Origin of the sequence: Roseateles sp., assembly GCF_044373315.1 — a bacterium.
Lineage (GTDB): Bacteria > Pseudomonadota > Gammaproteobacteria > Burkholderiales > Burkholderiaceae_C > JACDQM01.
Window position 1 is genome coordinate 25,307 of sequence record NZ_JBILQK010000011.1, and the last position, 24,118, is coordinate 49,424.

Below are 24,118 nucleotides of genomic sequence, written 5' to 3' on the forward strand. Positions count from 1 at the left end.
TTCCTGATGAGCGATGCAGCGCGCGCCGGTGGCGCCGACCTGGCCGAACAGTTCCGCCGCGAGGGCGTGCGCGATGTCGAATGCCTGTTCCCGGATGTCTCGGGCTACCCGCGCGGCAAGCTGATGCCGGCCGCCAGCTTTGCCAAGGGCAATGAACTGCGCATCGCGCAGGCCATCCCGATGCAATGCGTCACCGGCGAGTATTCCTACGATCCGATCTTCCCGGACGCCGACCCCGATGTTCGCCTCGTGCCCGACATGGGCACGCTCCGGCGCGTGCCCTGGAGCACGCAGCCGCGCTATCTGGCCATTCACGACTGCATGGAGCTGAATGGCGAGCACTGCGCCTTTGCGCCGCGCTCGGTGCTGCAGCAGGTGCTGGAGCGCTACCGCGCCCGCGGCCTGACGCCGGTGGTGGCGCCGGAGATTGAGTTCTACCTGACGGCGGCCTGCACCGACCCCGCACAGCCGCTGGCCGCGCCGGTGGGCCGTGGTGGCCGAGCCGAGGCCGGGCAGTCGGCCTTCAGCATGAATATGCTCAATGAGCTGGCGCCGTTCTGGGATGAGTTCCATGCCGCCATCGATTCGCTGGGTATCGTCGGCGACACATGGATCCATGAGGTCGGCCAGAGCCAGTACGAGATCAATCTGATGCACGGCGACGCGCTGGCGGTGGCGGATCAGGCCTTCCTGTTCAAGTACGCGGCCAAGGAGGTGGCGCTCAAGCATGGGCTGAACGCGGTTTTCATGGCCAAGCCCATCGCGGGGCAAGCAGGCAGCTCAATGCACCTGCACCAGAGCGTGCTGGACGCGGCCGGGCGCAATCTGTTCACCCAGGCCGATGGCGGCGCCAGCCCCGAGTTTTCACACTACATCGGTGGCCTGCAGGCCTATATGCCGGACCTGATGCTGGTCTACGCGCCCTTCATCAACTCCTACCGCCGCTATGTGACGGGCAGCCAGGCGCCGGTGAATCTGCACTGGGGCCTGGACAACCGCACCACCGGCCTGCGTATTCCGCTCAGCGGCCCGGACGCGCGGCGGGTCGAGAACCGCATTGCCGGCGCGGATGCCAACCCCTATCTGGCGATTGCCGCCACGCTGGCGGCCGGCCTCGCCGGCATCGAGGAGGGGCTGGCACCCACCGACCCCATCACCGGCAATGCCTACGACCACGCGCACCAGCTGGCGCGCACCTTTGTCGTCGCGCATGAACGCATGGCCGCCAGCGCCGCCGCGCCGCGCCTGTTGGGCGCCGGCTTCGTGCAAGCCTATCTGGCGGTGAAGGGCCTGGAGTACGACAGCTATCTGGGCCAGATCAGCGAGTGGGAACGCCGCTATCTGCTGCCGCAGGCCTGAGAGCGGCTGACAAAACCCTTCTGGCGTCGTAGCCCTGGCTTGCCGTACCTGCACGTACTGTCTGCGCCAGGGCGCCTAGCCAGAACCGCTCCGCTGGCTTTTGTTGGCCGCTCTAAGAACCTGTGAACACATCCAGCATTCACCGGCGCTGATCGCCGGCTCAGTCGGTGGCCAGCGGCGGCAGCAGGCTGATCAGTTCCTTGACGAAGTCCAGCGCTTCTTCCGGCGTGGCGAAGTAGTACTCGCCGCCCAGGTCAACCGAGTCGCCATCGGGGCCGATGTGCACCACGGCCCAGCCTTCGGCGCCGCCGCCTATGGCGCAGAGGCCGAAGCTGCCGGGGGCCAGGCCCTGGGCCGAGCCCGAGGTGACAAAGATGTCGCGGCCGAGGTGGGCGTGGTATCGCTTCAAGGGGCAGTCGATCGCAAGGGGTGGGCGTGCATTGTCTCAGCGCCCGCTGCTGCGCCCTGGCTCGCGCGGCCACAGCGCCCACATGCGCAGCGCCTGCTTGGTGCGGCCGGCCTGGAATTCAGCCTCGCTGCCCCAGCCCCAGAAAAAGTCGGCGCGCACCGCGCCTGTGATGGCACTGCCGGTGTCCTGGGCCATCACCAGGCGGCGCAGCGGCGTGGTGGACAGCGGCTCGGTGGCATCCAGCCACACGGGAGTGCCATAGGGGATGCTGCTGCGGTCCACCGCGATCGAGCGGCCCGGCGTCAGCGGCACACCCTGGGCGCCGCGCGGCCCCACCGAGGGGTCGGCCAGCGGCTCTTCGCGGAAGAAGACATAGCGCGGGTTCAGCCCCGAGAGCTCGGCCGCACGCTGCGGATTGCGCCGGGACCAGTCGCGCAGACCGGCCCAGGAGGCTTCGGCCGGCTGGATCTCGCCGCGCTCGATCAGCGCGCGTGCCAGCGACTGGAAGGGCTGGTCGTTGTGGCCGGCAAAGGCCATGCGCACCAGGCGCTGGCGGCCGTCTGGCTCGCTGATCTGCAGCCTGCCCGAGCCCTGGATCTGCAGCAGCAGCAGGTCCATCGGGTCTTGCAAATAGGCCAGCTCATATGGCTTGAGGCGGGTGCGCACGGCAGGGTCGCCCTCGATCTGCGCGCGGCTGGGCAGGGGCTTGCGCTGGGCCAGTTCCGGCGGCGGCGCATGCAGCGGCACGCGGAAGGCGGCTTGCGGCTGGCGGCTGGCCTGCAGCAGAGGTTCGAAGTAGCCGGTCATCAGGCCCTCGCTGCTGCCTTCGTGGCTCTCGATGCGCCAGGGCTGCAGGTGCTTCATCAGCCACAGATGGGCGTCCATATCGTTGCCGGGCGCCTGCAGCGCTGCGCGTGCGCAGAGCTCGGCCCAGCCGGGCGCGGGCCGGGCGCAGCCCAGGGTCAGCGCGGGCCAGATTTCGGCGGCGCGGTCCTGGCCCCAGCCGGGCAGCTCGGCCCAGTCGCTGGCGATCCAGCGCGAGCGTTCACGTTGCAGCGTGGCGCGCGGGCGCTCGACGGCCGGGGGCGGCGGCGTGGCGAGGGCCGGCGCCGCGGGCATGGCTGGCAATTCAGCGGCCCGTTCCAGGGGTGGTGCCGGCGTGGTGGAGCAGGCGGTCAGCAGCACTCCTAGAATGGCGCCCGCCAGGCCGAGGGCGGTGCGGCGGGAATGAAGACGGGAAACGAACATGGGATTGCTCTTGCTTGAGGCTTTCGGCGCGCTGCTGATCTTTGTCTTCATCATCTGGTGGACCATGTTCTCGGGCCGCAAGAACGGCGAGCGTCGCGGCCATGACGCGGGGACGCAGGAGCAGGATCCCGATCCGAAGGACCCCAAGAAGGACTGACCGAGCTCACCGAGGCGGCAGCAGGAAGCTGCGCGGCTGCTCGCGCAGGCGCTGCCAGATGGCCCTGCGCAAGCGGGCACGATCAGCCACCTGCAGGCCCTTGGAGCGCAGCGCCAGCTTGAAGGCCAGGTAGAAACTCACGCCGACATTCAGCAGGCCTGTCAGCGGAATTGCCGCCACACACCACCAGAAACCAGGCTGGTGCAACACCTCCAGCCCCAGCGCCCCGGCTGCCGCTGCGATCTGGCCGGTGGACAGCGTCACGTGGCGCACCTCGATCGGCAGGCCGAAAAAGGCGGCCAGTGCTGGCAGCAGGCCCAGCATCATGCCCAGCGAGACATTGGCCGCCAGGCCCGAGATGTTGTGGCGCCACCAGTCGGCCCAGCGCTGTGCGCGCGGCTGCCCTAGGCGGGCCACCAGGCGCGGGTTCCAGGCGATGGCGGCATCCAGCCGATAGAGCACAAACCAGTTCTCGGCCCAGCCGGCGATCAGGCTGCTGCTGAATAGCAGCACGCCGGTGAAGGCGGCAAAAGCCAGCGTCGGGCCGAGCAGGGTCAGCGAGTGCAGCACGTAGTCGGCCTGGGGTGCACCGACCAGCGGCGTGCCCAGCAGCCAGGCGCTCAGCAGCTGGACGGCCAGCACCAGCGGGATCACCGCGCAGAGGTTGCCGACGATGCCGGCCATCTGCGAGCGCAGCAGATGGGCCACCTCGTCAACGAATTCTTCCAGTCCCTTCTCGCCGCTCAGGCTGCCGAGCTTCTGTGCCAGCGCGGGCGCCGTCATCGCCGGCTGCTTGGTGGCGACGGTCCAGTGCATCAGCTGCACCGCGACAAAGCTGGCCGCGTAATTGGCGCCGGCCCAGAAGCCAGCCCAGAAGGCGGGGAAGGCCAGCGCCGCGATCCCGAACTTGACGAAGGTGGTGATCGCCATCAACGCGCCACCGCCGGCGGCGCTTAGCAGCATGGCGCGGTATTCGCTGCGAGTGCGGGTGATGTAGTGCTCGCCGGTCTCGGCGCTGCGCTCGGTCACCTTGCGGGCCAGCAGCGAGTAGTGTCGGGCGAACAGGGTGCGCAGGCTGCGCCGCTCCTGGGTGACGCGGGCGAGCTCGGCCAGCAGCCGCGCCAGCTCGCGCTGCGGCTCAGGCGCCACCAGGCAATCCAGCAGCGCCTCGATGCGACGGATGCGCGCCTGCATCTGTTCGACTTCGAACACGATGTCCACCGAAACCCCATGCTGCTCCAGGTGGCGGGGCACGCTGGCGGCCGCACTGCGGCAATCGTCGAGCAGCGCGCGCAGCAGCTGCAGGCGCTGATGCAGCAGCGCACTGTCGCCCGCGGCCTGGGCAGCCAGCAGCTGCTCAGCTGTGCTGGCGAGCTGTGTGAAGGGCTGGTTCTGCAGCAGAGCTGCATCCATGCGCTGGCGCAGCGCGCCGGACAGGCCGGCTGAGCGCACCGCGCTGATCAGTGCCGTCAGCCCGGCCTGCATCGGCTCGCGCCAGCTGTGGCCGCTGCCCTCGGCCTGGGCCAGCAGCGCCGCCAGGCGTTGCAGCAGCGCTGCATCCAGCTGGCTCAGCCATTGCGCGTCCTCAGGTTCGGGGAACAGCAGAACGAACAGCTCGGCCAGCTCCTGGGTGTCGACCGTGCCCGGCAGCACGCGCAGCCGCAGCCGGTTCAGCAGCTCGCTCCACAAGGCCATGCGGGGCGCGAAACCGACATCCGCAAACAGGCCGACGGCGTGCATCTCGCGCCATATCGCCAGCAGCAGCTGCGCCACCGGGCGGGCATGCTCGGGATGGCGCTCCAGCACATTCAGCAGATGGGTAAGGCGCAGCAGCGGCAGGGGCCGCCCGGAGGGTTCGGCGCCACCCTCATCAGTGCGCGCAACGGGGTGCCGCAGCCATTCGAGCAGACGCACCAGCCAGAGGTTGCGCGCCGGCAGCGGCGCGCCGGCGTCCGCCGCATTCAGCAGTGCCGTCAGATCCCAGCTGCTTGGACTGCTGCTCGCCATCAGTGCAGAGTGCCGGCCTCGGCCAGCAGGAACTCCGGCACTTCGGCGTAGAACACCTCGGCCGCCTCGGTCACGCAGAGGAATCGTCCCTGCATGCTGCCCTGGGGCGTGCCGATTTGCGCCCAGGAGCTGTAGCGGAAGCTTTCGCCAGGTTGCAGCAGAGGCTGGTGACCAACTACGGCCAGCCCATGCACTTCCTGCACCGTGCCCTGGGTGTCGGTGATCTGCCAATGGCGCGCCACCAGCTGCGCCGCAATGTCACCGCTGTTGACGATGGTGATGGTGTAGGAAAAGGCGAAGCTGCCTTGTGCAGCGTCGGTCTGTTCGGGCAGCGGCTCGACGTGTGCGCTGCAGCTGAATTGCGGTTGTGCCATGCGGCATTCTATGGACTTGGACACGATTGGAAGCGCGTATGCTTGTCGGCGCCCAAGCTTGGTGCGTTACCTGATGCCTCGACTGTTGCTGCGCCTGCCTGACCTGACTCCGCCGCGGTCCGCGCCGAAAGGCTGGCGTTTGGGCGTCGCCCTGGCTTGTCTTGTTGCGAACAGCCTTCCGCCTGCGGCTCAGGCGGCTCAGCCGCCCAAGGCTTTTCGAACCGTGGCGCAGAGCGGCGCGCCGATCAAGTTCGCGGCACCGGCTTCGGCGCGGCCCGGCATGTGCCGGGAGGTGGCACTTCGGATGGAGCTGATAGACCCGGGGCTGAAATTCACTGGCCTGGCGACTGAGGCGCCGCTGCGGCGTATCGAGCTCTCGCTCGAGCGCGGCGAGATCGATGTGTTCTTCTGTCTGCTGGACACGCCTGAACGTCGGCAGCGATTCGACTATCTGCCGGTGCCGATCTACCGGGTCCAGCATGTGTTGGCAGTGCGCGTCGATGAGACGCGCAATCCGCTCAGCCTTCGTGAGTTGGCCGACCTGTCACGGAGCGCGCCGGTGTTGGTGACACAAGGCTCGGTGCTGGCCCGCACCTTGGCAAAGGCCGGTGTAATCCATCTGGAGGCGGCGCCAACCGACCAGGCTGCGCTGCGTATGCTCGCGGCCGGACGGGCTGATGCGGTCTACGGCCAGGATCTCAACCTGCAGGTGCTGCTGAAGATGCCCGAGTTCGCGGGCAAGATCAGATTGCTGGAGACCCGGTTCGTCGACGAACAGCACTATGTTGTCGTCGGTCGGCATGTGCCCAGGGCGGCCGTCGAACGCATCGCGGCCGCCCTGGCCCAGATCGAGCGCAGTGCTTGGCTGCGCGAGTTGCAAGCCAAGTACCAGCAGCCCTGAACGCGCAGGGCCGCTGGGCAGGGCTCAGGCTGTGCTCACTTCGGCAGGATCACCCGATCGATGACATGGATCACGCCATTGGTGGCCAGCACATCGGTGGCGCCGATCTTTGCGCGGCGGCCGTTGGCGTCGGTGATGCTGAGGCTGCTGTCGACGCTGAAGGTCTGGCCTTGCACGGTGGTGATGGCGGCGCCGACCGGTACATCGGCCTTCAGCACGCGGGCCGGCAGGACGTGGTAGGTCAGCACCTTGGTCAGCAGGGCCCTGTCGGCCAGCAATTGGGCCTTGCTCACGCCGAGTTCAGTCAGCAGCGCAGCGAAGGCGGCATTGGTCGGCGCGAACACGGTGAAGGGGCCGGTGCCGCTGAGCGTGTTGCCCAGGCCGGCGGCCGTCACGGCCTCGACCAGGATGCTGAAGTCAGCCGTGGCCATGGCGGTTTGCACGATGTCCTTGTTGGCCGGCAGCAGCACGCGGTCGACCACATGGATCACACCGTTGGTGGCCTTGACGTTGGTGGCGCTGATGCGGGTGGCGCGGTTGCGGCCGTCGGTGATAGTCAAGGCGCCGTTGACCGACTCGACCTTGAAGATGCCGCCCTGCACCGTGGTGATGGGCTTGCCCACCGGCACAGAAGCCTGCTCCACCTTGGCCGGCAGCACGTGATAGGTCAGCACCGCGGTCAGCAGCGGCTTGTTGGCCAGCAGCTGTGCCTTGCTGACACCCAGTTCGCCCAGCAGGGCCGCAAAGGCGTCGTTGGTGGGCGCGAAGACGGTAAAGGGGCCGGCGCCGGACAGCGTGCCCTGCAGGTCGGCCGCCACAACGGCTTCGACCAGGATGCTGAAGCGCGGGTCGGCCTGCGCGACCTCGACGATATTGGGTTCGGGGTCGCTGCCGCCGCCGCAGGCGGCGACAAGACTGACCATGGAGACAGCGAACAGGCGTTTGATCCAGGTAATCATCGGGAACTCTCCGTTGGGGTGGGTTTCAAGAGGGTTGGACTGGCAGCAGCGCATCTGCCAGCCGGTGCATCACGCCATTGCTGGCGCTCAAGTCGCTGCCCGGCAGCAGCGCTTGGCTGCTACCTTGGCTGCTGATCAATCCCAGGGCGCTGAACTCCAGGGGCAGGCCCTGCAGGCTGTGTGCCAGCGAGCCCCAAGGCAGGCTGTGGCTGGGCCAGCTGCCTGCCAGCAGGTGGTGGCGCAGCACGTCTGCCAGCAGCGCGGGGCTGGACATCAGATGGCGCTGGCGCAGGCCCATGCGGGCAGCCAGGCGGGTCATGCCCTGGTTCTCGGGCGCCAGTAAGGTGAAAGGGCCTTGAGCGCGCAGCACCGGCTCCAAGCCGCTGCGTTGCAGGGCCTCTGCGAACAAACTGTGCTCGGACGACTGCCCGATCAAGTCCAGCAAGGAATGTCGAGGGGCGCTCAGCACGCGGTCGATGATGTGCACGTGCAGGCTGCCCCAGCGGAGGCCCCGGGCGCGCAGCCTGGCCGTGGCGCCGTGACCGTCCAGCAGATCCAGCTGCCGGCCCTGCGGCGTCAGTCGCAGCAAGCCTCGACCCAGCGTCGAAAGGGCTTGCGGTGCCGCAGTCTCCGGTTCGTGCAGCGCACTGCTGAGCAGGTGCTCCAGCAGCAGGTGGCATAAGCCGCTGCGGTCAGCCAGCAAGGCTTCGAAGCTCACGCCCGTCGCTGCCAGATGGCGCTGCAAGGCGGCATCCGAGGGTGCCAGCAGGGTCAGGCCGTGACCCTGTTCAATCAGGCCGCTCATGCCGGCGCTGCGCAGGCCTTGCACCAGCCAGTGGATCGACAGCTCGCGGTCGGCGCTGCCTGGAGCAGGCGCTGGCGCAGGGGGCGCCGCCCGCAAGATCGGGCGGGGCGACGCAGAGGTCTGGAGCAGGTCGAACATCGTGTCCTCACAGGCGCAAGTCGGGGCGAATGAGTGAACTGTGAACTGAATGGTTCACGAAGTCAACTGGTCGGTATCGATAAGTACTTAACGGTATTCGAATGACTGCTTGGTTCAGGTTATTCGGCGACCGTCTACAATCGCTGCATGGCAAAAGTTTCTTTCCGCGAACAGGTGCTGCAGGCCCGCGAGGACGCGATCGTTGCGTCGGTCAATCGCTTGCTGGCCGAGAAGGGCTTCGATCTGATGACGGTCGACGAGGTGGTTGCCGATGTCGGTATCGCCAAGGCCAGCCTCTACAAGCATTTCACGTCCAAGGAGGAACTGGCCGCCGCTGCGATGGTGCGGGTGCTGGAGCGTGCGCTTGCTGAGCTGGCGCGTTTGCGCAGCCTGCCGGAGCTCAGCGCCCTGGATCGCTTGAAGGCGGTGGCGCGCTGGACCATGCAAGTGCAGTTGGCCGGTGAAATGCCGTCCCTGCCCGCACAGAACTCCAGCTTGAGAGCCGCGCTGGTGGGGCATAAGGTCTATATGGACCGGCTGCTGACGCTCAGCGACGAACTGGGTGAGTGGATCAGCGAGGCCCAGGAGAAGGCGCAACTGAGCCCGCGCTTGCCGCCGGAAGTGGTGCTCTACACGCTGTTTGCGCGTGCCTGCGACCCGGTGCTGGGTCTGCTGAAGGCCGGTGGGCAGTACAGCGATGAGCAGATCATCGAGATGCTGCTGGGCACTTGCTTCGATGGCCTGGCGGCGGCGGCGCTTGCAGCGCGGCATTAGCCGGCGCCGTCCGTGAGCGTCGGATGCGCTCATTAGAATCGCGCTTCTCTCCCCCTCAGCCGACCGCCCCATGAGCACCACGCACCGCATCGCCCCCAGCATCCTCTCGGCCGATTTCGCCCGTCTGGGCGAGGAAGTGCGCAACGTGCTGGCTGCCGGTGCCGACTGGATCCACTTCGACGTGATGGACAACCATTACGTGCCCAACCTGACCTTCGGCCCGATGGTCTGTGAGGCGCTGAAGAAACATGCGGTGAAGCCCGACGGCACGCCCGCGCCGATCGACGTGCACCTGATGGTGCAGCCGGTGGACAGCCTGGCGCAGGCCTTCTGCAAGGCCGGTGCTGATCTGGTGAGCTTCCATCCCGAGGCCAGCGCGCATGTGGACCGGACGCTGCAGCTGATCAAGGCCGAAGGCTGCCAGGCCGGCCTGGTGTTCAACCCGGGCACGCCCCTGGACGTGCTGGAGTGGGTGATCGACAAGGTCGATCTGGTGCTGATCATGAGCGTCAACCCGGGCTTCGGCGGCCAGAGCTTCATTCCCAGCGCGCTGAGGAAGCTGGAGGCGGCCCGCAAGATCATCGACAAGAGCGGCCGTGACATCAGGCTGGAGATCGACGGCGGCGTCAAGGTCGACAACATCCGCCAGATCGCCGATGCCGGTGCCGACACCTTTGTGGCCGGTTCGGCCATCTTCGGCAAGTCCGACTACAAGGCCGTGATCGACGCGATGCGGGCGGAGCTGGCGCGCTGAGTCGCGCCGCGGCAATGCCTTCGATCCTGCTGGTCTGCACGGCCAATATCTGCCGCTCGCCGATGGGCGAGGCGTTGCTGCGGGCGCGCTTGGCCGGGTTGGCTGAGCTGCAGTCCTGCGGCACCCATGCGGCCTCGCGTGGCGAGCCCATCGATTCGCGTGCGGCGGCCGCGCTGGCGCGGCGGGACCTGAGCCTGCCCAAGCGCTGGCGCTCGCGTCGCGTGCAGGCCGGGAGTCTGGGTGGCTTCGACATGATCCTGGCCATGGACCACGACAATCTGCGCGCGCTGCGCCAGATCTGCCCGCCGGGCCTGCAAGACCGGGTGCAGCTGTTCATGGACCAGGTGCCTGGCCGCGCCGGCGACGAGGTGCCCGATCCCTACTTCGGCGCGCCGCAGGGGTTCGACAACGTGCTGGACCTGCTGGAGCTCGGCGCGCGCGCGATTGCCCAGGCCTTGCGGCGCTGAACGGAGCGGCCGCGATGGACGTGTTGGCGCTGGCCACCTACGCCTTCGCGATGTGCATCACGCCCGGCCCCAATGTGCTGATGGTGACCGCCTCGGGCGCTGCCCATGGCTACCGCGCCAGCCTGCCGCATCTGCTGGGTGCCAGCCTGGGCACTGGCGTGCAGACGGTGCTGGTCAGCCTGGGGCTCGCAAGCCTGTTCGCGCGCCATCCGCAGCTGCATCAGCTGCTGCTCTGGGTCGGCTGCGCCTACCTGCTGTGGCTGGGCTGGCGCCTGGTGGGGGCCGCGGCCCTGCAGGATCGGCCTGCCGGGCCGCCGCTGGGCTTCGGCCAGGCACTGGCCTTGCAAGCCCTCAATCCAAAGGCCTGGATGATGGCCCTGACAACGGCCAGCCTGTTCCTCCCCGCCGAGCCGCGGGGCCCGGGGCCGGCGCTCCTGCTGGGCGCCGTGATGGCGGCGGTCAACTTCCCCAGCCTGAGCCTGTGGGCCCTGTTCGGCAGCGCGCTGCGGGCTTGGTTGAAGGCCGCAAGCCGGCGTCGCGTGTTCAATGCGGTGATGGCTTCGCTGCTGCTGCTGACGGTCGTCCAGATGCTGTTGTCCGGAGCGTGAAGCCCGGCATTTCCCCCTGTCCCATCCACAGAGGACAAGGTTAAGCTTGTTACATGCAGATACGCACCAAGCTCACCCTCAACCTGTTGGTTCAGGTGCTGCTGGTGGCCTTGGTCGTGGCGGCCTTGCTGCATCTGGCCCAGACCTACAAGACGCTGGAAGAAGCCCAATGGCGGCACTTCGAGGGGCACAAGCTGGCCTCCGAGCTGCACCAGAGCGTCAATGAGGCCACGCAGATGGCGCGGCTCTATGTGGTCGGGCGTCAGCCGGAGCACGCGCGCTGTTTCCACGAGATCGAACGCATGCGCGATGGCGAGCAGCCACGCCCTGCCGGCTATGACGCGGTGCACTGGGACCTGGTGCTGGGCGGCCATGCGCCGGCAGAAGCCCTGCCAGCGCCGGCCCAGGCCTTGGTGGATCGCATCCGCGCCGCTGGCTTCTCCGAGGCCGAGCTGGCCTTGCTGGACGAGGCGCGGCGCCGGGCGGCAGAGCTGCTGCGCGTCGAGGCTCATGCGGTTGAACTGGTGTCGTCCGGCCTCGATTCGCAACGCGCGCCTGCGCTGGACATGCTGCACAACCCGGCCTATCTGCAGATGCGCGCGGCGGCGCTGGAGCCGGTGCGACAGTTCATGAGGGAGGCCGGGCAGCGTCTGGCATTCGAGCGCGAGCGGGCCGCCGATGCCGCCCACGATGCTGGCTGGCTCGCCGCGGCTGCCCTGTTGCTGCTGGCGCTGCATGCCTTGATTTCGACCTTCAACCTGGACCGTTCGGTGCGCGTGCCCATGGCCGTGCTGCGCGATTGGGCGCAGACGGTGCGCGCCGGCCGCATGGACCGGCGCACCCGGCTCGCAGGCCGTAGCGAGTTTGGCGAGCTCTCGTCCGTGATTGACCAGATGGCCGATTCGGTGGAGCGCAACCTCGGCGAGTTGCGCGAGGAAGTGCTACGCCGCACACGTGCCGAGGAAGTGGTTCGGCATCTGGCGAACCACGACGCGCTGACGGGCCTCCCGGCGCTGCGCCTGTTGCACGACCGGCTGGAGCGCGCGATGGCGCGTGCCCAGCGCGAAGGCCAGGGCGTTGCCGTGCTGTTCGTCGATCTGAACGGCTTCAAGCCCATCAATGATCGCTGGGGGCATGAGTCAGGCGACGCGGTGCTGAAGGCGGTGGCGCAGCGGCTGCAGGGCGGGGTTCGCGACGCCGATACGGTCGGCCGCATCGGCGGCGACGAGTTTCTCGTCATCCTGCCCGATGTGGCGACGCTGGAGATCGCGACCCAGGTGCGTGACAAGCTCGATGCCGCGCTGCGCGAGCCGGTCTATCTGCCCGGTCCGCAGATTCTGGTCAATTTGTCGGCCGCCATCGGCATTGCCTTGTTCCCCAGCATGGCCGGCGACATGACGACGCTGCTGCGCCTGGCTGACGAGGACATGTACCGCGTCAAGGCGATGCAGAAGGCGTCGGGCTCAGCGCCCCAGCGCTAGCGCCAGGCGTGCGCCGGCGTGCGCATTGTTCTTGACGAGGGCGATATTGGTGGCCAGGCTGCGGCCCGCGGTCAAGGCCTTGATACGGGCCAGCAGGTAGGGCGTCACGGCTTTGCCGCTGATGCCTTGCGCGGCAGCCTCGCGCAGCGCCTGCTCGGTGATCGCGTCGATCTCGGCACGCGGCATCGCGTCGGTTTCCGGCACCGGGTTGGAAATCACCACGCCGCCGGCCAGGCCGAGCGCCCACTTGGTTTGCAGGAAGCGCGCCTGCTGGTCCGCGGCATCGATACGGAAGTCGGCCTTGAAGCCCGAATCCGGCGTGTAGAAGGCGGCGAAGTTGTCCTGCCCGATGGCCAGCACCGGCACGCCCTGGGTCTCCAGGTACTCCAACGTCAGCCCGATATCGAGGATGGACTTGGCACCAGCGCAGACCACCGCGACCGAGGTGCGCGCCAGTTCCTGCAGATCGGCCGAGATGTCGAACGAGGTCTCGGCGCCGCGGTGCACACCGCCGATGCCGCCGGTGACGAAGACGCGGATGCCTGCCAGCGCGGCACAGATCATCGTCGCGGCCACCGTGGTGGCGCCGATCCGGCCGGTGGCTATCACGTAGGGCAGATCGCGCCGGCTCACCTTCATCGCCTCGGGCGACTGCCCCAGCAGTTCAAGATCCGCCTCGGACAGACCGATCCGGATCTTGCCACCCAGCACCGCGATGGTGGCTGGCACGGCGCCGCCGGCACGGATGATTTGCTCCACCTCGCGCGCGGTCTGCACGTTCTGCGGGTAGGGCATGCCGTGCGAAATGATGGTGGACTCCAGCGCGACGATGGGCTGGCCGGCGGCGCGTGCCGCTGCCACTTCGGCGGAGAACTCAAGGAAATCGGAGAGGGCGTGAGCGTTCATGTCGCGGCTTTCATCGGGAGTCTTGTGGGTCCTGCAGCAGGGCAGGGCTGAGTTCGGCGCTGACGCTGGCCTCGGTCTGCAAGGTCAGTGCCGCCAGGCGCAGGCCCAGGCGGCAGGCCAGGGTCAGGTCTTGCGGATCGCGGTGCAGCGAGGCGCACACGCCGGCCGAGAAGGCATCGCCCGCGCCGCTGACGTCGCGCACCTGCACGGCCTCGGCCGGCAGATGCACCAGTTCTTCTTCGTTAGCGCTGCTGCAGTAGACGCCCGCAGCGCCGGCGGTGACCACCAGCTGGCGCAGGCCGCGCGCGCGCAGCGCGCCGAGCGCGCGGCGCCTTGTGGCCGCACTCTTCAGCGGCTGGCCGCCAACCAGCGCCTGCAGCTCGGCCTCATTCAGGATCAGGCACTGTGCGCCGCTCAGGTCCTGCGGCAGGCGTTCCATCTTGGGCACCGACACAGCCACCAGCACCAGCGGCGTGCCGTGCTGGCACGCTTCGTCGATCAGGAAGGCGATGCTGTCAGCGCCCAGATTCAGATCGGCCACCAGCAAGGCGGCATCGGCGCGCTGCGGCGCGGCGATGCGCAGGAACTCTGGCGTCAGCTGCTCGATCAAGGCCATTTGCGCCAGCGCCAGCATCAGCTCGCCATCGGCGTCCAGCACGGCGGTGTAGCTGCCGGTTGCGGCACCGCTGGCACGCAGGCTGCCGCGCGTGTCGATGCGCAGCTGCGCCGCCTGCTCCAGCAGCGCGTGGCCGGCCGCGTCGTCGCCAAAGGCGCTCAGCAGCCGCGTGGGCAGCCCCAAGCGCGCCAGGTTCTCAGCGATGTTGCGGGCCACGCCGCCCGGGGTTTCGCTCTGGCGCGCCGGGTTCGAGCTGTGCAGGTGCAGCGGCCCCAGGCTTTGTAGCTTGCGGTCCAGATTCGCGCCGCCGATGCAGACAAGCGGCGCCTGCTGCGGCAGCACGTAGGCGCGGCCCAGCAGCCGGCGTTCGCGCGTCAGGCTGGCGATATGGCCGGCCACCGCCGAGCGCGACAGGCCCAGGCGCTCGCCCAGCTCCTGCTGGCTGATGAATGGGTTGGCGCGGATCAGCGCGAGCAACTGCTCCTTCTTGGAGCTGGGCGCGGAAAAGTCAGACATTTGTCCGTAGTTTAGAACAAATGTCTGGATGCGACTGGTCGTCGCACCGGCGTTAGCGGCCTTCCAGACTATCGAGCCAGCGCCCGATCTGCTCGATCACCCATGCGCCATCGTCCAGCGTCAGGTCGTGGCCGGCACTGGGGTGCCAGGCGTGACGGCCCAGCCAGGCGGCGGCGATGCGCTGCGAGCAGACTGGATCGACCAGGCGATCTCCCGCGCCTGCCAGCACCAGCAAGGGCTGGCTGGGTCCCGTTTGCGGCGCCCTGAAACGCGCGGCAGCCAGCAGCTGGCGCAAGAGGTTGAGCCGCTGCACCGGCCTGGCCTGCTGCATGGCACACCAGTGCTGCAGCAGGGTGGCGTCGAGCGGACGCTGTGCGCTGCTCAGTGCCAGCGCCTGGCTTTCGCGCCACTGCAGGCTGGGGCTGATCAGGGCGCTCAGCAGGCGCAGCAGCGCCACCGGGCGCATGCGCTGATGCCAGCGGCTCAGGCCGCGCAGACTGGAGCTGATCAAGACCAATGCTGCGATCTCGTCGGGGTAGCGGCAGGCCCAGTCCACGGCCACCATGCCGCCCATCGACAGGCACAGCAGATGGACTGGCCCGGCATGGCCTTGCGCCCGCAGCGCGGTGCGGCAGTGTTCGGTCATGGCGTCGATCTGCGCGGGGCTGGACTGCCGGTGCAAGACGCCGTTGCCGGGCAGGTCCAGCAGCAGCACCCGGTCCTGCGGCCGCGCGGCCTGCAGCCGGGCGGGGAAGTCGCCCCAATGGCCGCTCTCGCGGCCCAGGCCGCGCAGCAGCAGCCAGCTGCGTTGCGGCGGCGTGCTGTTGTTGCTGATCAATGCTGTCTCCCTCGGTACCAGCGGTCCAGCGCCGCTTCATGCGCCTGGGCGCGGGTTTCGCCCTGCGGCAGCCAGCGCGCGTGGCTATGGGCGGCGCGGGCGATGAAGTCCAGCCAGCCCAGGTGGCGCCGCAGCACGCGCTGCTGGCGGTGCTCGATCAGCGGGTTGAAGATGCCCGCGCGCGAGAACAGCTGGCGCGGGTTCTTCTTGATCCACAGCCAGGAGCCCATCTCCAGTGTCAGCGGCAGAAAGGTGTGCTCGGCGTGCCGCGCTCGCGCCTGCAGGTAGAGATGGTCCCAGAGGTCGCCATGGGTCAGGTAGTGGCGGCTTTGCGGCTCCATCACATAGGGGTGGTGCGGCAGGCTGGCGTCCTGGATCTGGGCCAGTGCGTAGAGCTCGGCCAGGTGTTCGATCGGCCGGGCGGTGTGCGCGAAGGGAAACCAGATGCGGTCGACGAAGCCGAAGCCCGAATGGCAGTCCACCGAGATGGCGAAGCGGCGCAGCAGCAGCTGCTCCTGCACGAAACGGCATAGCGTCTCGCTTTCCACCTCCATCGCTGCGTCCGGCGCGCCGCGGTACCAAGGCAGGTGCGGGCTGAGCCGCTGGCCGCTGATCATGGCCGGCGCGCGCTCGTCGGCATCCACCGGTGCATTGCGCATCAGGTCCACGCCCTGCGGATTGGCGCGCGTGCCCAGTAGCAGGCCGCCCGGGTTGACCAGGGGCAGGAACACCAGCCGCATCGACGCCAGCAACTGATGCAGGCTTTCATCCCACTGCAAGCGCGTCACCAGGCTGTGCAGAAAGGCCAGCACCACGTGGCTGCCGATGCGTTCCAGCCCATGCACGCCGCCGAAGTAGCCGACAGCAGGCAGGGACGGGTCGGCATTGCCAAGGCTGAAGGCGGTCAGCGGCAAGGTTTGCCCGGCGGCCTCGATGCTGCCGAGCGGGTGAACCTCAAGCCAGGGGCTGGCCAGCGATGAAAGCTGCTGCAGCAGCCGCAACTCCTCGGGCCACCAAGGTTCGGCAGCTGCGTCGGGGTGTCGTGCAGGTTCGGTGGGCATGGGACGACGATAGCGGCCTTGTGTGCCACAAAGATGTCATCTGTACGCTCTACGCTGTGGAGATGGCACCGAACTCCATCCCGCGCCGCGCCGAGCGCAGCGTCCGCTTGGCCCAACCCCTGTGGCTGGGCTTGGCCATGCTGGCGGGGCTGCATGAGTGCCTGGCGCTGGCCCGCGCCAGGCTGAGGCAGCGGCGTCCGGGCTGAGCGCACCAGTCGTAGAGCGGGTCGCGGCGAGAATCGCGAGGTTTTCACTTCTGCCCCGCCGCCGCATGCTCGCCACTCCCGACACAAGCCACTTGTCTGGCCGCCTCCAGGCTTTCATCGTCGACCTCGACGGCACGATGGTGGACACGCTGGGCGATTTCGTCGCCGTGCTGGCGCTGGTGCTGACCGAGTTGAAGCTGCCTGTGGTGGACCGTGCATTTGTCGAGCGCACGGTCGGCCGCGGCAGCGAGCATCTGATCCGCTGCACCTTGGCCGAAGTGGGTGGCGATGCGACCTTGTACGAGCAGGCCTGGCAGCGCTATCAATTCCATTACGCGGCCGAGAATGGCCGGCACTCGGCCACTTATCCCGGCGTAATGGAAGGGCTGCAGGCGCTGCGCGCGCTCGGTCTGCCGATGGCCTGCCTGACCAACAAGCCTGCCGCGCCGGCGCGAGCGCTGCTGGCGGCCAAGGGCCTGGACGGTTTCTTCGACAAGGTCTTCGGTGGCGACGATTTCGAGCGCAAGAAGCCCGATCCGCTGCCCCTGCTCAAGACCTGCGAGGCGCTGGGCGTGGCGCCGGCCGGCGCTTGGATGATCGGTGACTCCAGCAACGATGCCGCTGCGGCCCGTGCGGCCGGCTGCCCGGTGGTGCTGGTCAGCTATGGCTACAACCACGGCCAACCGGCCAGCGAGGTCGGCGCCGACTTGCTGCTGGACCGCCTGGATCAGCTGCCGGCCCTGATTCGGGCTTAGCTCCGTCCGGCGCGCTCGCGCTTGACGCCCAGCAGCGCTTCCTTGAGTTGGTCGTCGGCGGGCGACTTGCCCAGCCAGATCTTCAGGAACACGTTGTAGAACTCGGGTTCCTTGATCACATCACCGGTGGGCTTGCCATTGACCAGCACGCGCGTGCCTGTGCCAGGGATGAAGTCGACGCTGAAGTGGTCGCCGGTGGCCAGCTTCTGGCGCGTCGAAAACACATCGGCGATGCGCATGATGCCATTGATGGACTTGGCAAACTCCTCGCGTGTGGCGTTCTGCTCGATGCCCTTGGTGAAGAGCTTGCCGAGTTCGTTGCCATCGATCTCGCGCAGCATCTGGATGTGCAGACGCTTGGGGCCGGTGTTGGCCATCACGGCCTCGGGGCTGTTTGTCGCGCCGTTGGTGTACAGGCCGGCGGTGTAGACCTTGAACACCGCCTTGTAGCGGATGCCGGCGCCATTGAGCTGCAGCTTCTGACCGCCCAGGTCCACGCTGGATTCGTACTTCACGCCAGCGACGTCGACGCTCTGCGCCATCACGGGCAGGCTCAGCAGGGTTGCGGCCAGCAGGGCAGCCACGCCATGTTTCTTCATTGTCTCGCTCCGAAGGCTCTTGTTGCGCCGAATGCCGGTTGTGCGGCAGGGGGCGTCTTTTGCACAGGCGCGCAGTATGGCGTGAGCCCGCAGATTTCGCTGACGCAGGGTCCCGGCGAAAACCCTGAGTGGCGGGCTTGCCTTGGTGCCATTCTGATGAAGCCACGGCACTGCTAAACTCGGCCGCATCATGTTCATCACGCGCAAGCACATCAAGGGGTCGAACGACCGGGGAGCCTGGCCCTGGCGTCGCCCGCACGACTTCGCCTGAAGCCGCTTGACTGCTTGCCGGCCCGGATCTGTCACCGGGCCTTCAAACCCCAGACCTACGCTCTTGACCCTGGTGGGATGGCCGCAGTCGGCGACCTGAAGACCGGCGTGCGCGCGCCTGAAAATCTTGGCAGCGCCGTCTTTGCATCAAAGGTTTGACGACGTGATCACAGAACTCGAATTCCAGAGCCTCGCTGCGCTGGGCTACAACCGCATCCCGCTGATCAGCGAGGCCTTCGCGGATCTTGAGACTCCGCTCTCGCTCTACTTGAAGCTCTGCGCCGGCGCTGGCCAGGGGCGCCACAGCTTCCTGCTGGAATCGGTGGTCGGGGGCGAGCGCTTCGGCCGCTACTCCTTCATCGGCCTGCCGGCGCGTACCGTCATAAAGAGTCAGGGTTTCAAGACAGAGGTGCTGCGCGACGGTGTCGTGGTGGAGATGCATGAAGGCAATCCGCTCGACTTCATCGAAGCCTATCAAGCGCGCTTCAAGGTGGCCTTGCGCCCCGGCATGCCGCGCTTCTGCGGCGGCTTGGCGGGCTACTTCGGCTACGACGCGGTGCGCTATGTCGAGCCCAAGCTGGCCCGTTCCGGAAAGGGTTTCGACCGTCCGGGAGGGTTGGACACGCCCGATGTGATGCTGCTGCAGTGCGAGGAGCTGGCGGTCATCGACAACCTCTCCGGGCGCCTGTATCTGATCGTCTATGCCGACCCCTCGCAGCCCGAGGCCTACTTCCGCGGCAAGAAGCGCCTGACTGAGCTGCGCGACAAGCTGGCGTATTCCGTCAGCGCGCCGCAGGTCAAGCGTGGCCAGGCGCACCCGGTGCAGCGCGATTTCGCCAAGGATGATTTCGAGGCAGCCGTGCTGAAGGCCAAGGAGTACATCGCCGCCGGCGACTGCATGCAAATCGTCTTCGGCCAGCGCCTGGCCAAGCGCTACACCGAGTCGCCGCTGTCGCTCTATCGCGCGCTGCGTTCGCTGAATCCCAGCCCGTATATGTACTTCTACGACATGGGGGACTTCCAGATCGTCGGCGCCTCGCCCGAGATCCTGGTGCGCCACGAGCGCATTGCCAATGAGGAGCGCATCACCATCCGCCCGCTGGCCGGCACGCGGCCGCGCGGCGCCACGCCCGAGCTGGACCAGGCGCTGGAAGTGGAGCTCAAGGCCGACCCCAAGGAGCGCGCCGAGCACCTGATGCTGATCGACCTGGCGCGCAACGACATCGGCCGCATCGCCGAGACCGGCTCGGTGCGCGTCACCGACGCGTTCGCGGTGGAGCGCTACTCGCATGTGATGCACATCGTCTCCAACGTCGAGGGCGCGCTCAAGAAGGGCCAAAGCAATATGGATGTGCTGCGCGCCACCTTCCCGGCGGGCACGCTCAGCGGCGCTCCCAAGATCCGCGCGATGGAGATCATCGACCAGCTGGAACCGGTCAAGCGCGGCATCTACGGCGGCGCCTGCGGCTATCTCAGCTTTGCCGGCGACATGGACCTGGCAATCGCGATCCGCACCGGCGTCATCCAGAACCAGACCCTGTATGTGCAGGCTGCGGCGGGCATCGTGGCTGATTCGGTGCCCGAGCTGGAATGGAAGGAAACGGAAGCCAAGGCGCGGGCGCTGATCCGCGCGGCCGAACTGGTTGAGGAAGGGTTCTGATCATGCTGCTGATGATCGACAACTACGACAGCTTCACTTTCAACCTGGTGCAGTACTTCGGCGAGCTCGGTGCCGACGTGCGTGTGGTGCGCAACGACCAGATCACGGTGGAGGAGATCGGCGCGCTCAAGCCCGACCACTTGGTGTTCTCGCCAGGCCCTTGCTCACCGGCCGAGGCCGGCGTGTGTGTGGCCGCGATCCAGGCCTTCACCGGCAAGTTCCCTATTCTGGGCGTCTGCCTGGGCCACCAGAGCATCGGTGCCGCGCTGGGCGGTCGCATCGTGCGTGCCCAAACGCAGATGCACGGCAAGGCCAGCGCGATCACGACCGACCAGAAGGGCGTGTTCAAGGGCCTGCCCAAGGAATTCAGCGTGATCCGCTACCACTCGCTGGTGATCGAGGAAGCGACCATGCCGCAGGTGCTGGAGATCAGCGCACGCAGCGAGGACGGCGAGATCATGGGCGTTCGCCACCGCGAATTGGCCGGCACGCGCACGCCGCTGGAAGGCGTGCAGTTCCACCCCGAGTCCATCCTCAGCGAGCATGGCCATGCGATGTTGAAGAACTTCCTGGAGCTGGCCCTATGAAAGTGGTGGATCTGCGTAGCGACACCGTCACGCAACCAACCCCGGCGATGCGCGAAGCCATGATGGCCGCGCCGCTGGGCGACGATGTGTTTGGCGATGACCCCAGCGTGAATCTGCTGCAGGACGCACTGGCAGCGGCGCTGGGCTTTGAGGCGGCGCTCTTCATGCCCAGTGGCACGCAGAGCAATCTGTGCGCGCTGATGAGCCACTGCCAGCGCGGTGACGAATACATCGTCGGCCAGTTTGCCCACACCTACCGCTGGGAGGGCGGCGGTGCCGCGGTGCTGGGCTCCATCCAGCCGCAGCCGATCGCGCATGCGCCGGATGGCTCGCTGCCGCTGGCCGAGATCATCGCCAACATCAAGCCGGACGACGCGCACTTCGCGCGTACACGCCTGCTGGCGCTGGAGAACACCATAGGCGGCAAGGTGCTGCCGCTGGCCTATCTGTCCGAGGCTTCGCACTTGGCGCTGACGCATAGCCTGTCGCGGCACCTGGACGGCGCGCGCCTGTTCAATGCTGCGGTGGCTTGCGCCCACGAGTTCGGCCATGACCCCTATGCGGCGGCCAAGGGCATCTGCAGCCACTTTGACAGCGTTTCGGTCTGCTTCTCCAAGGGCCTGGGCGCGCCGGTGGGCTCGGTGCTGTGCGGCTCGCGCGAGTTCATTACCAAGCGCGCCCATCGCTGGCGCAAGATGACCGGTGGCGGCCTGCGCCAGGCCGGTCTGCTGGCCGCCGCCGCCCATCACGCTCTGGAGCATCAAGTGCGGCGCCTGGCCCAGGATCACGCGCTGGCGCGCCACCTGGCCCAGGGCCTGCAAGGCCTCGAAGGCGTCACGGTTGAGTCGCCGCAGACCAATATCGTCTTTGTCGATGTGGCGCCGGAGCGTGCGGCCGGTCTGCTCGATCACCTGAAAGCGCGCGGCGTGCTGGCCACTGGCCTGTACCGTTTGCGCTTTGTGACCCACCTGGATGTTGATGCGCAGGGCGTGGATCGAGCGATCGCCGCGATGCGTGAGTTTTTCGCTGGAGCCTGAAGCCATGCCGATCACCGATACCGAAGCCCTGACCCGCGTCATCGAGCACCGCGAGATCTTCCACGACGAGATGCTGGCGCTGATGCGCCGCATCATGGCCGGAGAGATGTCACCGGTGATCGCGGCCGGCCTGTTGATCGGCCTGCGCGTGAAGAAGGAAACCATCGGCGAGATCACTGCCGCCGCGCAGGTGATGCGCGAGTTGTCGGCCAAGGTGCCGCTGCCGCCGCTGCCGCATCTGGTGGATGTTGTGGGCACCGGTGGCGATGGCTCGCACACCTTCAACATCTCGACCTGCTCGATGTTCGTCACCGCGGCAGCGGGCGCGCAGGTGGCCAAGCATGGCGGCCGCAGCGTCTCCAGCAAGACCGGCAGCGCCGATGTGCTGGAAGCGCTGGGCGCCAACATCATGCTGACGCCGGCCCAGGTCGCCGAGAGCGTCATGCAGACGGGCATCGGCTTCATGTTCGCGCCCAACCACCACCCGGCGATGAAGAACATCGCGCCGGTGCGCCGCGAGTTGGGCGTGCGCACGCTGTTCAATATCCTGGGCCCGCTGACCAACCCAGCCGGCGCGCCCAACATCCTGATGGGCGTGTTCCATCCCGATCTGGTGGGCATCCAGGTGCGGGTGCTGCAGCGCCTGGGCGCCGAGCATGCGCTGGTGGTCTACGGCAAGGACGGCATGGACGAGATCTCGCTGGGCGCGGCCACGCTGGTAGGCGAGCTGAAAAACGGGGAGGTGCGCGAGTACGAGATCCACCCGGAAGACTTCGGCATGGCCATGGTCAGCAACCGCAGCCTGAAGGTGAGCGGCCCGGATGAATCGCGCGCGATGATGCTGGGCGCCCTGGACAACGAAGAAGGCCCGGCGCGAGACATCGTGATCCTGAACGCGGGTGCGACGCTGTATGCCGCCAACAAGGCGGGCTCGATTGCCGAAGGCATCGCATTGGCCCGCCAGGCGATTGCAAGCGGCGCCGCGCGCGCCAAGCTGGATCAGTTCATCGCCGCAACACAGACGCTGGGCCGCAGCTGAAGCCGCCGCTACAACCGCACAAGGCAGACCGAGCATGTCCGACATCCTGAACAGAATCAACGCGGTCAAGCATGAGGAAGTGGTCGCTGCACGCGCGCGCCGCTCGCTGGCCAGCCTGCGCGAGGAGGCCGAGTCCAACCGTAGCACGCGCGGCTTCGAGCGCGCGCTGCGCGCCAAGATCGCCGCCGGCAAGAGCGCGGTGATCGCCGAGATCAAGAAGGCCAGCCCCAGCAAGGGCGTGATCCGCGCCGACTTCCGCCCGGCCGAGATCGCGCGCAGCTACGAGCAGCACGGCGGTGCCTGCCTGAGTGTGCTGACCGACGAGCCCTTCTTCCAGGGGCATGCCGACTATCTGCGCCAGGCGCGCGCTGCGGTGGCGCTGCCGGTGCTGCGCAAGGACTTCATGGTCGACGAGTACCAGGTCTTCGACGCACGCGCGATGGGAGCCGACTGCATCCTGCTGATTGCCGCCAGCCTGGACAATGCGCAGATGGCCGATCTGGAAGCCTGCGCGCTGGCGCTGGGCATGGATGTGCTGGTCGAGGTGCATGACGGCGCCGAGCTGGATCGTGCGCTGCGCCTGAAGACGCCGCTCTTGGGCATCAACAACCGCAATCTGCGCACGTTCGAAGTGACGCTGGACACCACTCTGGGCCTGCTGAAGCAGGTGCCGGCCGACAAGCTGCTGGTGACCGAGTCCGGCATCCTCGGCCGCGCCGATGTGCAGCGCATGCGCGCCGCGCAGGTCAACGCCTTCCTGGTCGGCGAGGCCTTCATGCGCGCCGACGATCCGGGCGCAGCGCTGGCCGAACTGTTCGGTCAGTGATGGCGCAGCAGAGTCTGGACCTGGGCACCACCGGTCAGCGCTTGAGCGAGCCGCTGGGCGCGCTGCTGCGCACGGCGCAGCTGGATGCGGGCTGGCAGGCCTGTCTGGACGCATGGCTGCTGACGGCCGGTGCGCAGACCCTGATCGCGCAGATCGAGCAGCGCCAGCAGGCGAGCGCGATCATCTACCCCGCCGACCCGCTGCGGGCACTCAAGGCCACGCCGCTGGCCGCCACCCGTCTGGTGATCCTGGGCCAGGACCCGTACCACGGACCGGGCCAGGCCGAGGGGCTGGCGTTCTCGGTGCCGGCCGGGCAGAAGCTGCCGCCCAGCCTGCGCAATATCTTCAAGGAGTTGCAGCGCGACCTGGGTTGGGTACTCCCGGCCAGCGGCCATCTGGGCGCCTGGGCCGAGGCCGGCGTGCTGCTGCTCAACACCAGCCTGACTGTGGAGGACGGCGCACCGGCCAGCCACGCCAAGATCGCCAAGGGCGCGGGCTGGGAGGCACTGACCGATGCGCTGATCCTGGCCGCGGCGCGCGATGCCGCGCCTAAGGTCTTCATGCTTTGGGGCGCGCATGCACAGGCCAAGGCCGGACTGATCGCCGCCGCCGGCCCGCAGCATCTGCTGCTACAGGCCAACCATCCCTCGCCCTTGTCGGCCCTGAGGCCACCCGTGCCCTTCATCGGCTGCGCGCATTTCTCGACGGCGCTGCGTTGGTTGGCGGCGCAGGGGCGGGCATTGCCGCTGCGCTGAGGATGC

General features: G+C 67.7%; 27 protein-coding genes. 16 read left to right on the forward strand and 11 right to left on the reverse strand.

All coding sequences use genetic code 11. The features are described from left to right. The first annotated feature begins 6 nt into the window (after positions 1 to 6). The gene (locus ACIQ67_RS04665; protein WP_397533192.1) at positions 7 to 1,359 is read left to right on the forward strand and encodes a glutamine synthetase family protein; all 1,353 of its coding nucleotides are present in this window, start codon (positions 7 to 9) and stop codon (positions 1,357 to 1,359) included. Between the two features lie 160 nt (positions 1,360 to 1,519). Here the strand turns inward: ACIQ67_RS04665 and ACIQ67_RS04670 are convergent, their stop codons facing one another. Both ACIQ67_RS04670 and ACIQ67_RS04675 read right to left on the reverse strand, forming a co-directional pair. After that, the gene (locus ACIQ67_RS04670) at positions 1,520 to 1,768 is read right to left on the reverse strand and encodes a hypothetical protein (RefSeq protein ID WP_397533193.1); all 249 of its coding nucleotides are present in this window, start codon (positions 1,766 to 1,768) and stop codon (positions 1,520 to 1,522) included. Positions 1,769 to 1,804: 36 nt separating this feature from the next. Next, positions 1,805 to 3,016, reverse strand: coding sequence for a murein transglycosylase A (locus ACIQ67_RS04675; protein ID WP_397533194.1), 1,212 nt, complete (start codon positions 3,014 to 3,016; stop codon positions 1,805 to 1,807). Between ACIQ67_RS04675 and ACIQ67_RS04680 the strand changes: the two genes are divergently transcribed. Continuing rightward, positions 3,015 to 3,173: a hypothetical protein gene (locus tag ACIQ67_RS04680; protein WP_397533195.1), complete on the forward strand. Its 159-nt coding sequence runs from the start codon at positions 3,015 to 3,017 to the stop codon at positions 3,171 to 3,173. The genes ACIQ67_RS04675 and ACIQ67_RS04680 overlap by 2 nt on opposite strands. 6 nt (positions 3,174 to 3,179) lie before the next feature. On the opposite strand, the gene ACIQ67_RS04685 is transcribed toward ACIQ67_RS04680, so the two are convergent. Further along, a complete protein-coding gene (locus ACIQ67_RS04685; RefSeq protein WP_397533196.1) occupies positions 3,180 to 5,180 on the reverse strand; it encodes a site-specific recombinase in 2,001 nt (666 codons plus the stop codon). Next, positions 5,180 to 5,554 (reverse strand): Co2+/Mg2+ efflux protein ApaG, encoded by a 375-nt coding sequence (apaG, locus tag ACIQ67_RS04690; RefSeq protein ID WP_397533197.1) that lies wholly within the window; start codon positions 5,552 to 5,554, stop codon positions 5,180 to 5,182. The genes ACIQ67_RS04685 and apaG overlap by 1 nt, the downstream gene beginning before the upstream one ends. A gap of 223 nt (positions 5,555 to 5,777) precedes the next feature. On the opposite strand from apaG, the gene ACIQ67_RS04695 reads away from it, so the two are divergent. Further along, positions 5,778 to 6,455, forward strand: coding sequence for a substrate-binding periplasmic protein (locus tag ACIQ67_RS04695; protein WP_397533198.1), 678 nt, complete (start codon positions 5,778 to 5,780; stop codon positions 6,453 to 6,455). A gap of 35 nt (positions 6,456 to 6,490) precedes the next feature. Here ACIQ67_RS04695 and ACIQ67_RS04700 read toward each other — a convergent pair whose 3' ends face one another. Together ACIQ67_RS04700 and ACIQ67_RS04705 are read right to left on the reverse strand one after the other, a co-directional pair. Beyond that, complete coding sequence (locus ACIQ67_RS04700) at positions 6,491 to 7,414, reverse strand: fasciclin domain-containing protein (RefSeq protein ID WP_397533199.1); 924 nt, start codon at positions 7,412 to 7,414, stop codon at positions 6,491 to 6,493. 25 nt (positions 7,415 to 7,439) lie between these two features. Further along, positions 7,440 to 8,357, reverse strand: a complete 918-nt coding sequence (locus ACIQ67_RS04705) for a fasciclin domain-containing protein (RefSeq protein ID WP_397533200.1) — start codon at positions 8,355 to 8,357, stop codon at positions 7,440 to 7,442. 147 nt (positions 8,358 to 8,504) lie between these two features. On the opposite strand from ACIQ67_RS04705, the gene ACIQ67_RS04710 reads away from it, so the two are divergent. The 5 genes from ACIQ67_RS04710 to ACIQ67_RS04730 all read left to right on the forward strand — a co-directional run bounded on the left by ACIQ67_RS04710 (position 8,505) and on the right by ACIQ67_RS04730 (position 12,441). Then, positions 8,505 to 9,131: a TetR/AcrR family transcriptional regulator gene (locus ACIQ67_RS04710; protein WP_397533201.1), complete on the forward strand. Its 627-nt coding sequence runs from the start codon at positions 8,505 to 8,507 to the stop codon at positions 9,129 to 9,131. 70 nt (positions 9,132 to 9,201) lie between these two features. Then, entirely contained in the window at positions 9,202 to 9,885 is a 684-nt protein-coding gene (rpe, locus tag ACIQ67_RS04715; protein WP_397533202.1) for a ribulose-phosphate 3-epimerase, read from the forward strand. 14 nt (positions 9,886 to 9,899) lie between these two features. Further along, a complete protein-coding gene (locus ACIQ67_RS04720) occupies positions 9,900 to 10,352 on the forward strand; it encodes a low molecular weight protein-tyrosine-phosphatase (protein WP_397533203.1) in 453 nt (150 codons plus the stop codon). Between the two features lie 14 nt (positions 10,353 to 10,366). Continuing rightward, complete coding sequence (locus ACIQ67_RS04725) at positions 10,367 to 10,960, forward strand: LysE family translocator (protein WP_397533204.1); 594 nt, start codon at positions 10,367 to 10,369, stop codon at positions 10,958 to 10,960. A 53-nt stretch (positions 10,961 to 11,013) separates the two neighbouring features. Continuing rightward, positions 11,014 to 12,441, forward strand: coding sequence for a diguanylate cyclase (locus ACIQ67_RS04730; protein ID WP_397533205.1), 1,428 nt, complete (start codon positions 11,014 to 11,016; stop codon positions 12,439 to 12,441). On the opposite strand, the gene ACIQ67_RS04735 is transcribed toward ACIQ67_RS04730, so the two are convergent. From ACIQ67_RS04735 to ACIQ67_RS04750, 4 genes are read right to left on the reverse strand one after another with little or no spacing between them, the layout of a single operon-like run. Next, positions 12,424 to 13,347: a pseudouridine-5'-phosphate glycosidase gene (locus tag ACIQ67_RS04735; RefSeq protein ID WP_397533206.1), complete on the reverse strand. Its 924-nt coding sequence runs from the start codon at positions 13,345 to 13,347 to the stop codon at positions 12,424 to 12,426. The two genes, ACIQ67_RS04730 and ACIQ67_RS04735, sit on opposite strands and share 18 nt — an antisense overlap. Positions 13,348 to 13,357: 10 nt before the next feature. After that, positions 13,358 to 14,479, reverse strand: coding sequence for a carbohydrate kinase (locus ACIQ67_RS04740; RefSeq protein WP_397533207.1), 1,122 nt, complete (start codon positions 14,477 to 14,479; stop codon positions 13,358 to 13,360). Between the two features lie 52 nt (positions 14,480 to 14,531). Further along, positions 14,532 to 15,317 (reverse strand): alpha/beta fold hydrolase, encoded by a 786-nt coding sequence (locus tag ACIQ67_RS04745; RefSeq protein WP_397533208.1) that lies wholly within the window; start codon positions 15,315 to 15,317, stop codon positions 14,532 to 14,534. Next, complete coding sequence (locus ACIQ67_RS04750; RefSeq protein WP_397533209.1) at positions 15,314 to 16,378, reverse strand: M14 family zinc carboxypeptidase; 1,065 nt, start codon at positions 16,376 to 16,378, stop codon at positions 15,314 to 15,316. The genes ACIQ67_RS04745 and ACIQ67_RS04750 overlap by 4 nt, the downstream gene beginning before the upstream one ends. A gap of 62 nt (positions 16,379 to 16,440) precedes the next feature. Between ACIQ67_RS04750 and ACIQ67_RS04755 the strand changes: the two genes are divergently transcribed. Continuing rightward, entirely contained in the window at positions 16,441 to 16,584 is a 144-nt protein-coding gene (locus ACIQ67_RS04755) for a hypothetical protein (protein ID WP_397533210.1), read from the forward strand. Between the two features lie 65 nt (positions 16,585 to 16,649). After that, positions 16,650 to 17,339: a phosphoglycolate phosphatase gene (gene gph, locus ACIQ67_RS04760; protein WP_397533211.1), complete on the forward strand. Its 690-nt coding sequence runs from the start codon at positions 16,650 to 16,652 to the stop codon at positions 17,337 to 17,339. Here the strand turns inward: gph and ACIQ67_RS04765 are convergent. After that, the gene (locus ACIQ67_RS04765; protein ID WP_397533212.1) at positions 17,336 to 17,938 is read right to left on the reverse strand and encodes a chalcone isomerase family protein; all 603 of its coding nucleotides are present in this window, start codon (positions 17,936 to 17,938) and stop codon (positions 17,336 to 17,338) included. The two genes, gph and ACIQ67_RS04765, sit on opposite strands and share 4 nt — an antisense overlap. 433 nt (positions 17,939 to 18,371) lie before the next feature. Here ACIQ67_RS04765 and trpE point away from each other — a divergent pair, with 433 nt between their 5' ends. From trpE to ACIQ67_RS04795, 6 genes are read left to right on the forward strand one after another with little or no spacing between them, the layout of a single operon-like run. Continuing rightward, positions 18,372 to 19,868 carry an anthranilate synthase component I gene (trpE, locus tag ACIQ67_RS04770; RefSeq protein WP_397533213.1) on the forward strand — a complete coding sequence of 499 codons (1,497 nt, stop codon included), beginning with the start codon at positions 18,372 to 18,374 and terminating at the stop codon, positions 19,866 to 19,868. 2 nt (positions 19,869 to 19,870) lie between these two features. Further along, entirely contained in the window at positions 19,871 to 20,455 is a 585-nt protein-coding gene (locus tag ACIQ67_RS04775; RefSeq protein ID WP_397533214.1) for an anthranilate synthase component II, read from the forward strand. Beyond that, complete coding sequence (ltaE, locus tag ACIQ67_RS04780; RefSeq protein ID WP_397533215.1) at positions 20,452 to 21,492, forward strand: low-specificity L-threonine aldolase; 1,041 nt, start codon at positions 20,452 to 20,454, stop codon at positions 21,490 to 21,492. The genes ACIQ67_RS04775 and ltaE overlap by 4 nt, the downstream gene beginning before the upstream one ends. A gap of 4 nt (positions 21,493 to 21,496) precedes the next feature. Next, the gene (trpD, locus tag ACIQ67_RS04785; protein WP_397533216.1) at positions 21,497 to 22,531 is read left to right on the forward strand and encodes an anthranilate phosphoribosyltransferase; all 1,035 of its coding nucleotides are present in this window, start codon (positions 21,497 to 21,499) and stop codon (positions 22,529 to 22,531) included. Between the two features lie 34 nt (positions 22,532 to 22,565). Beyond that, positions 22,566 to 23,357, forward strand: coding sequence for an indole-3-glycerol phosphate synthase TrpC (gene trpC, locus ACIQ67_RS04790; protein WP_397533217.1), 792 nt, complete (start codon positions 22,566 to 22,568; stop codon positions 23,355 to 23,357). Further along, entirely contained in the window at positions 23,357 to 24,112 is a 756-nt protein-coding gene (locus tag ACIQ67_RS04795) for a uracil-DNA glycosylase (RefSeq protein ID WP_397533218.1), read from the forward strand. The genes trpC and ACIQ67_RS04795 overlap by 1 nt, the downstream gene beginning before the upstream one ends. Positions 24,113 to 24,118: the final 6 nt, after the last annotated feature.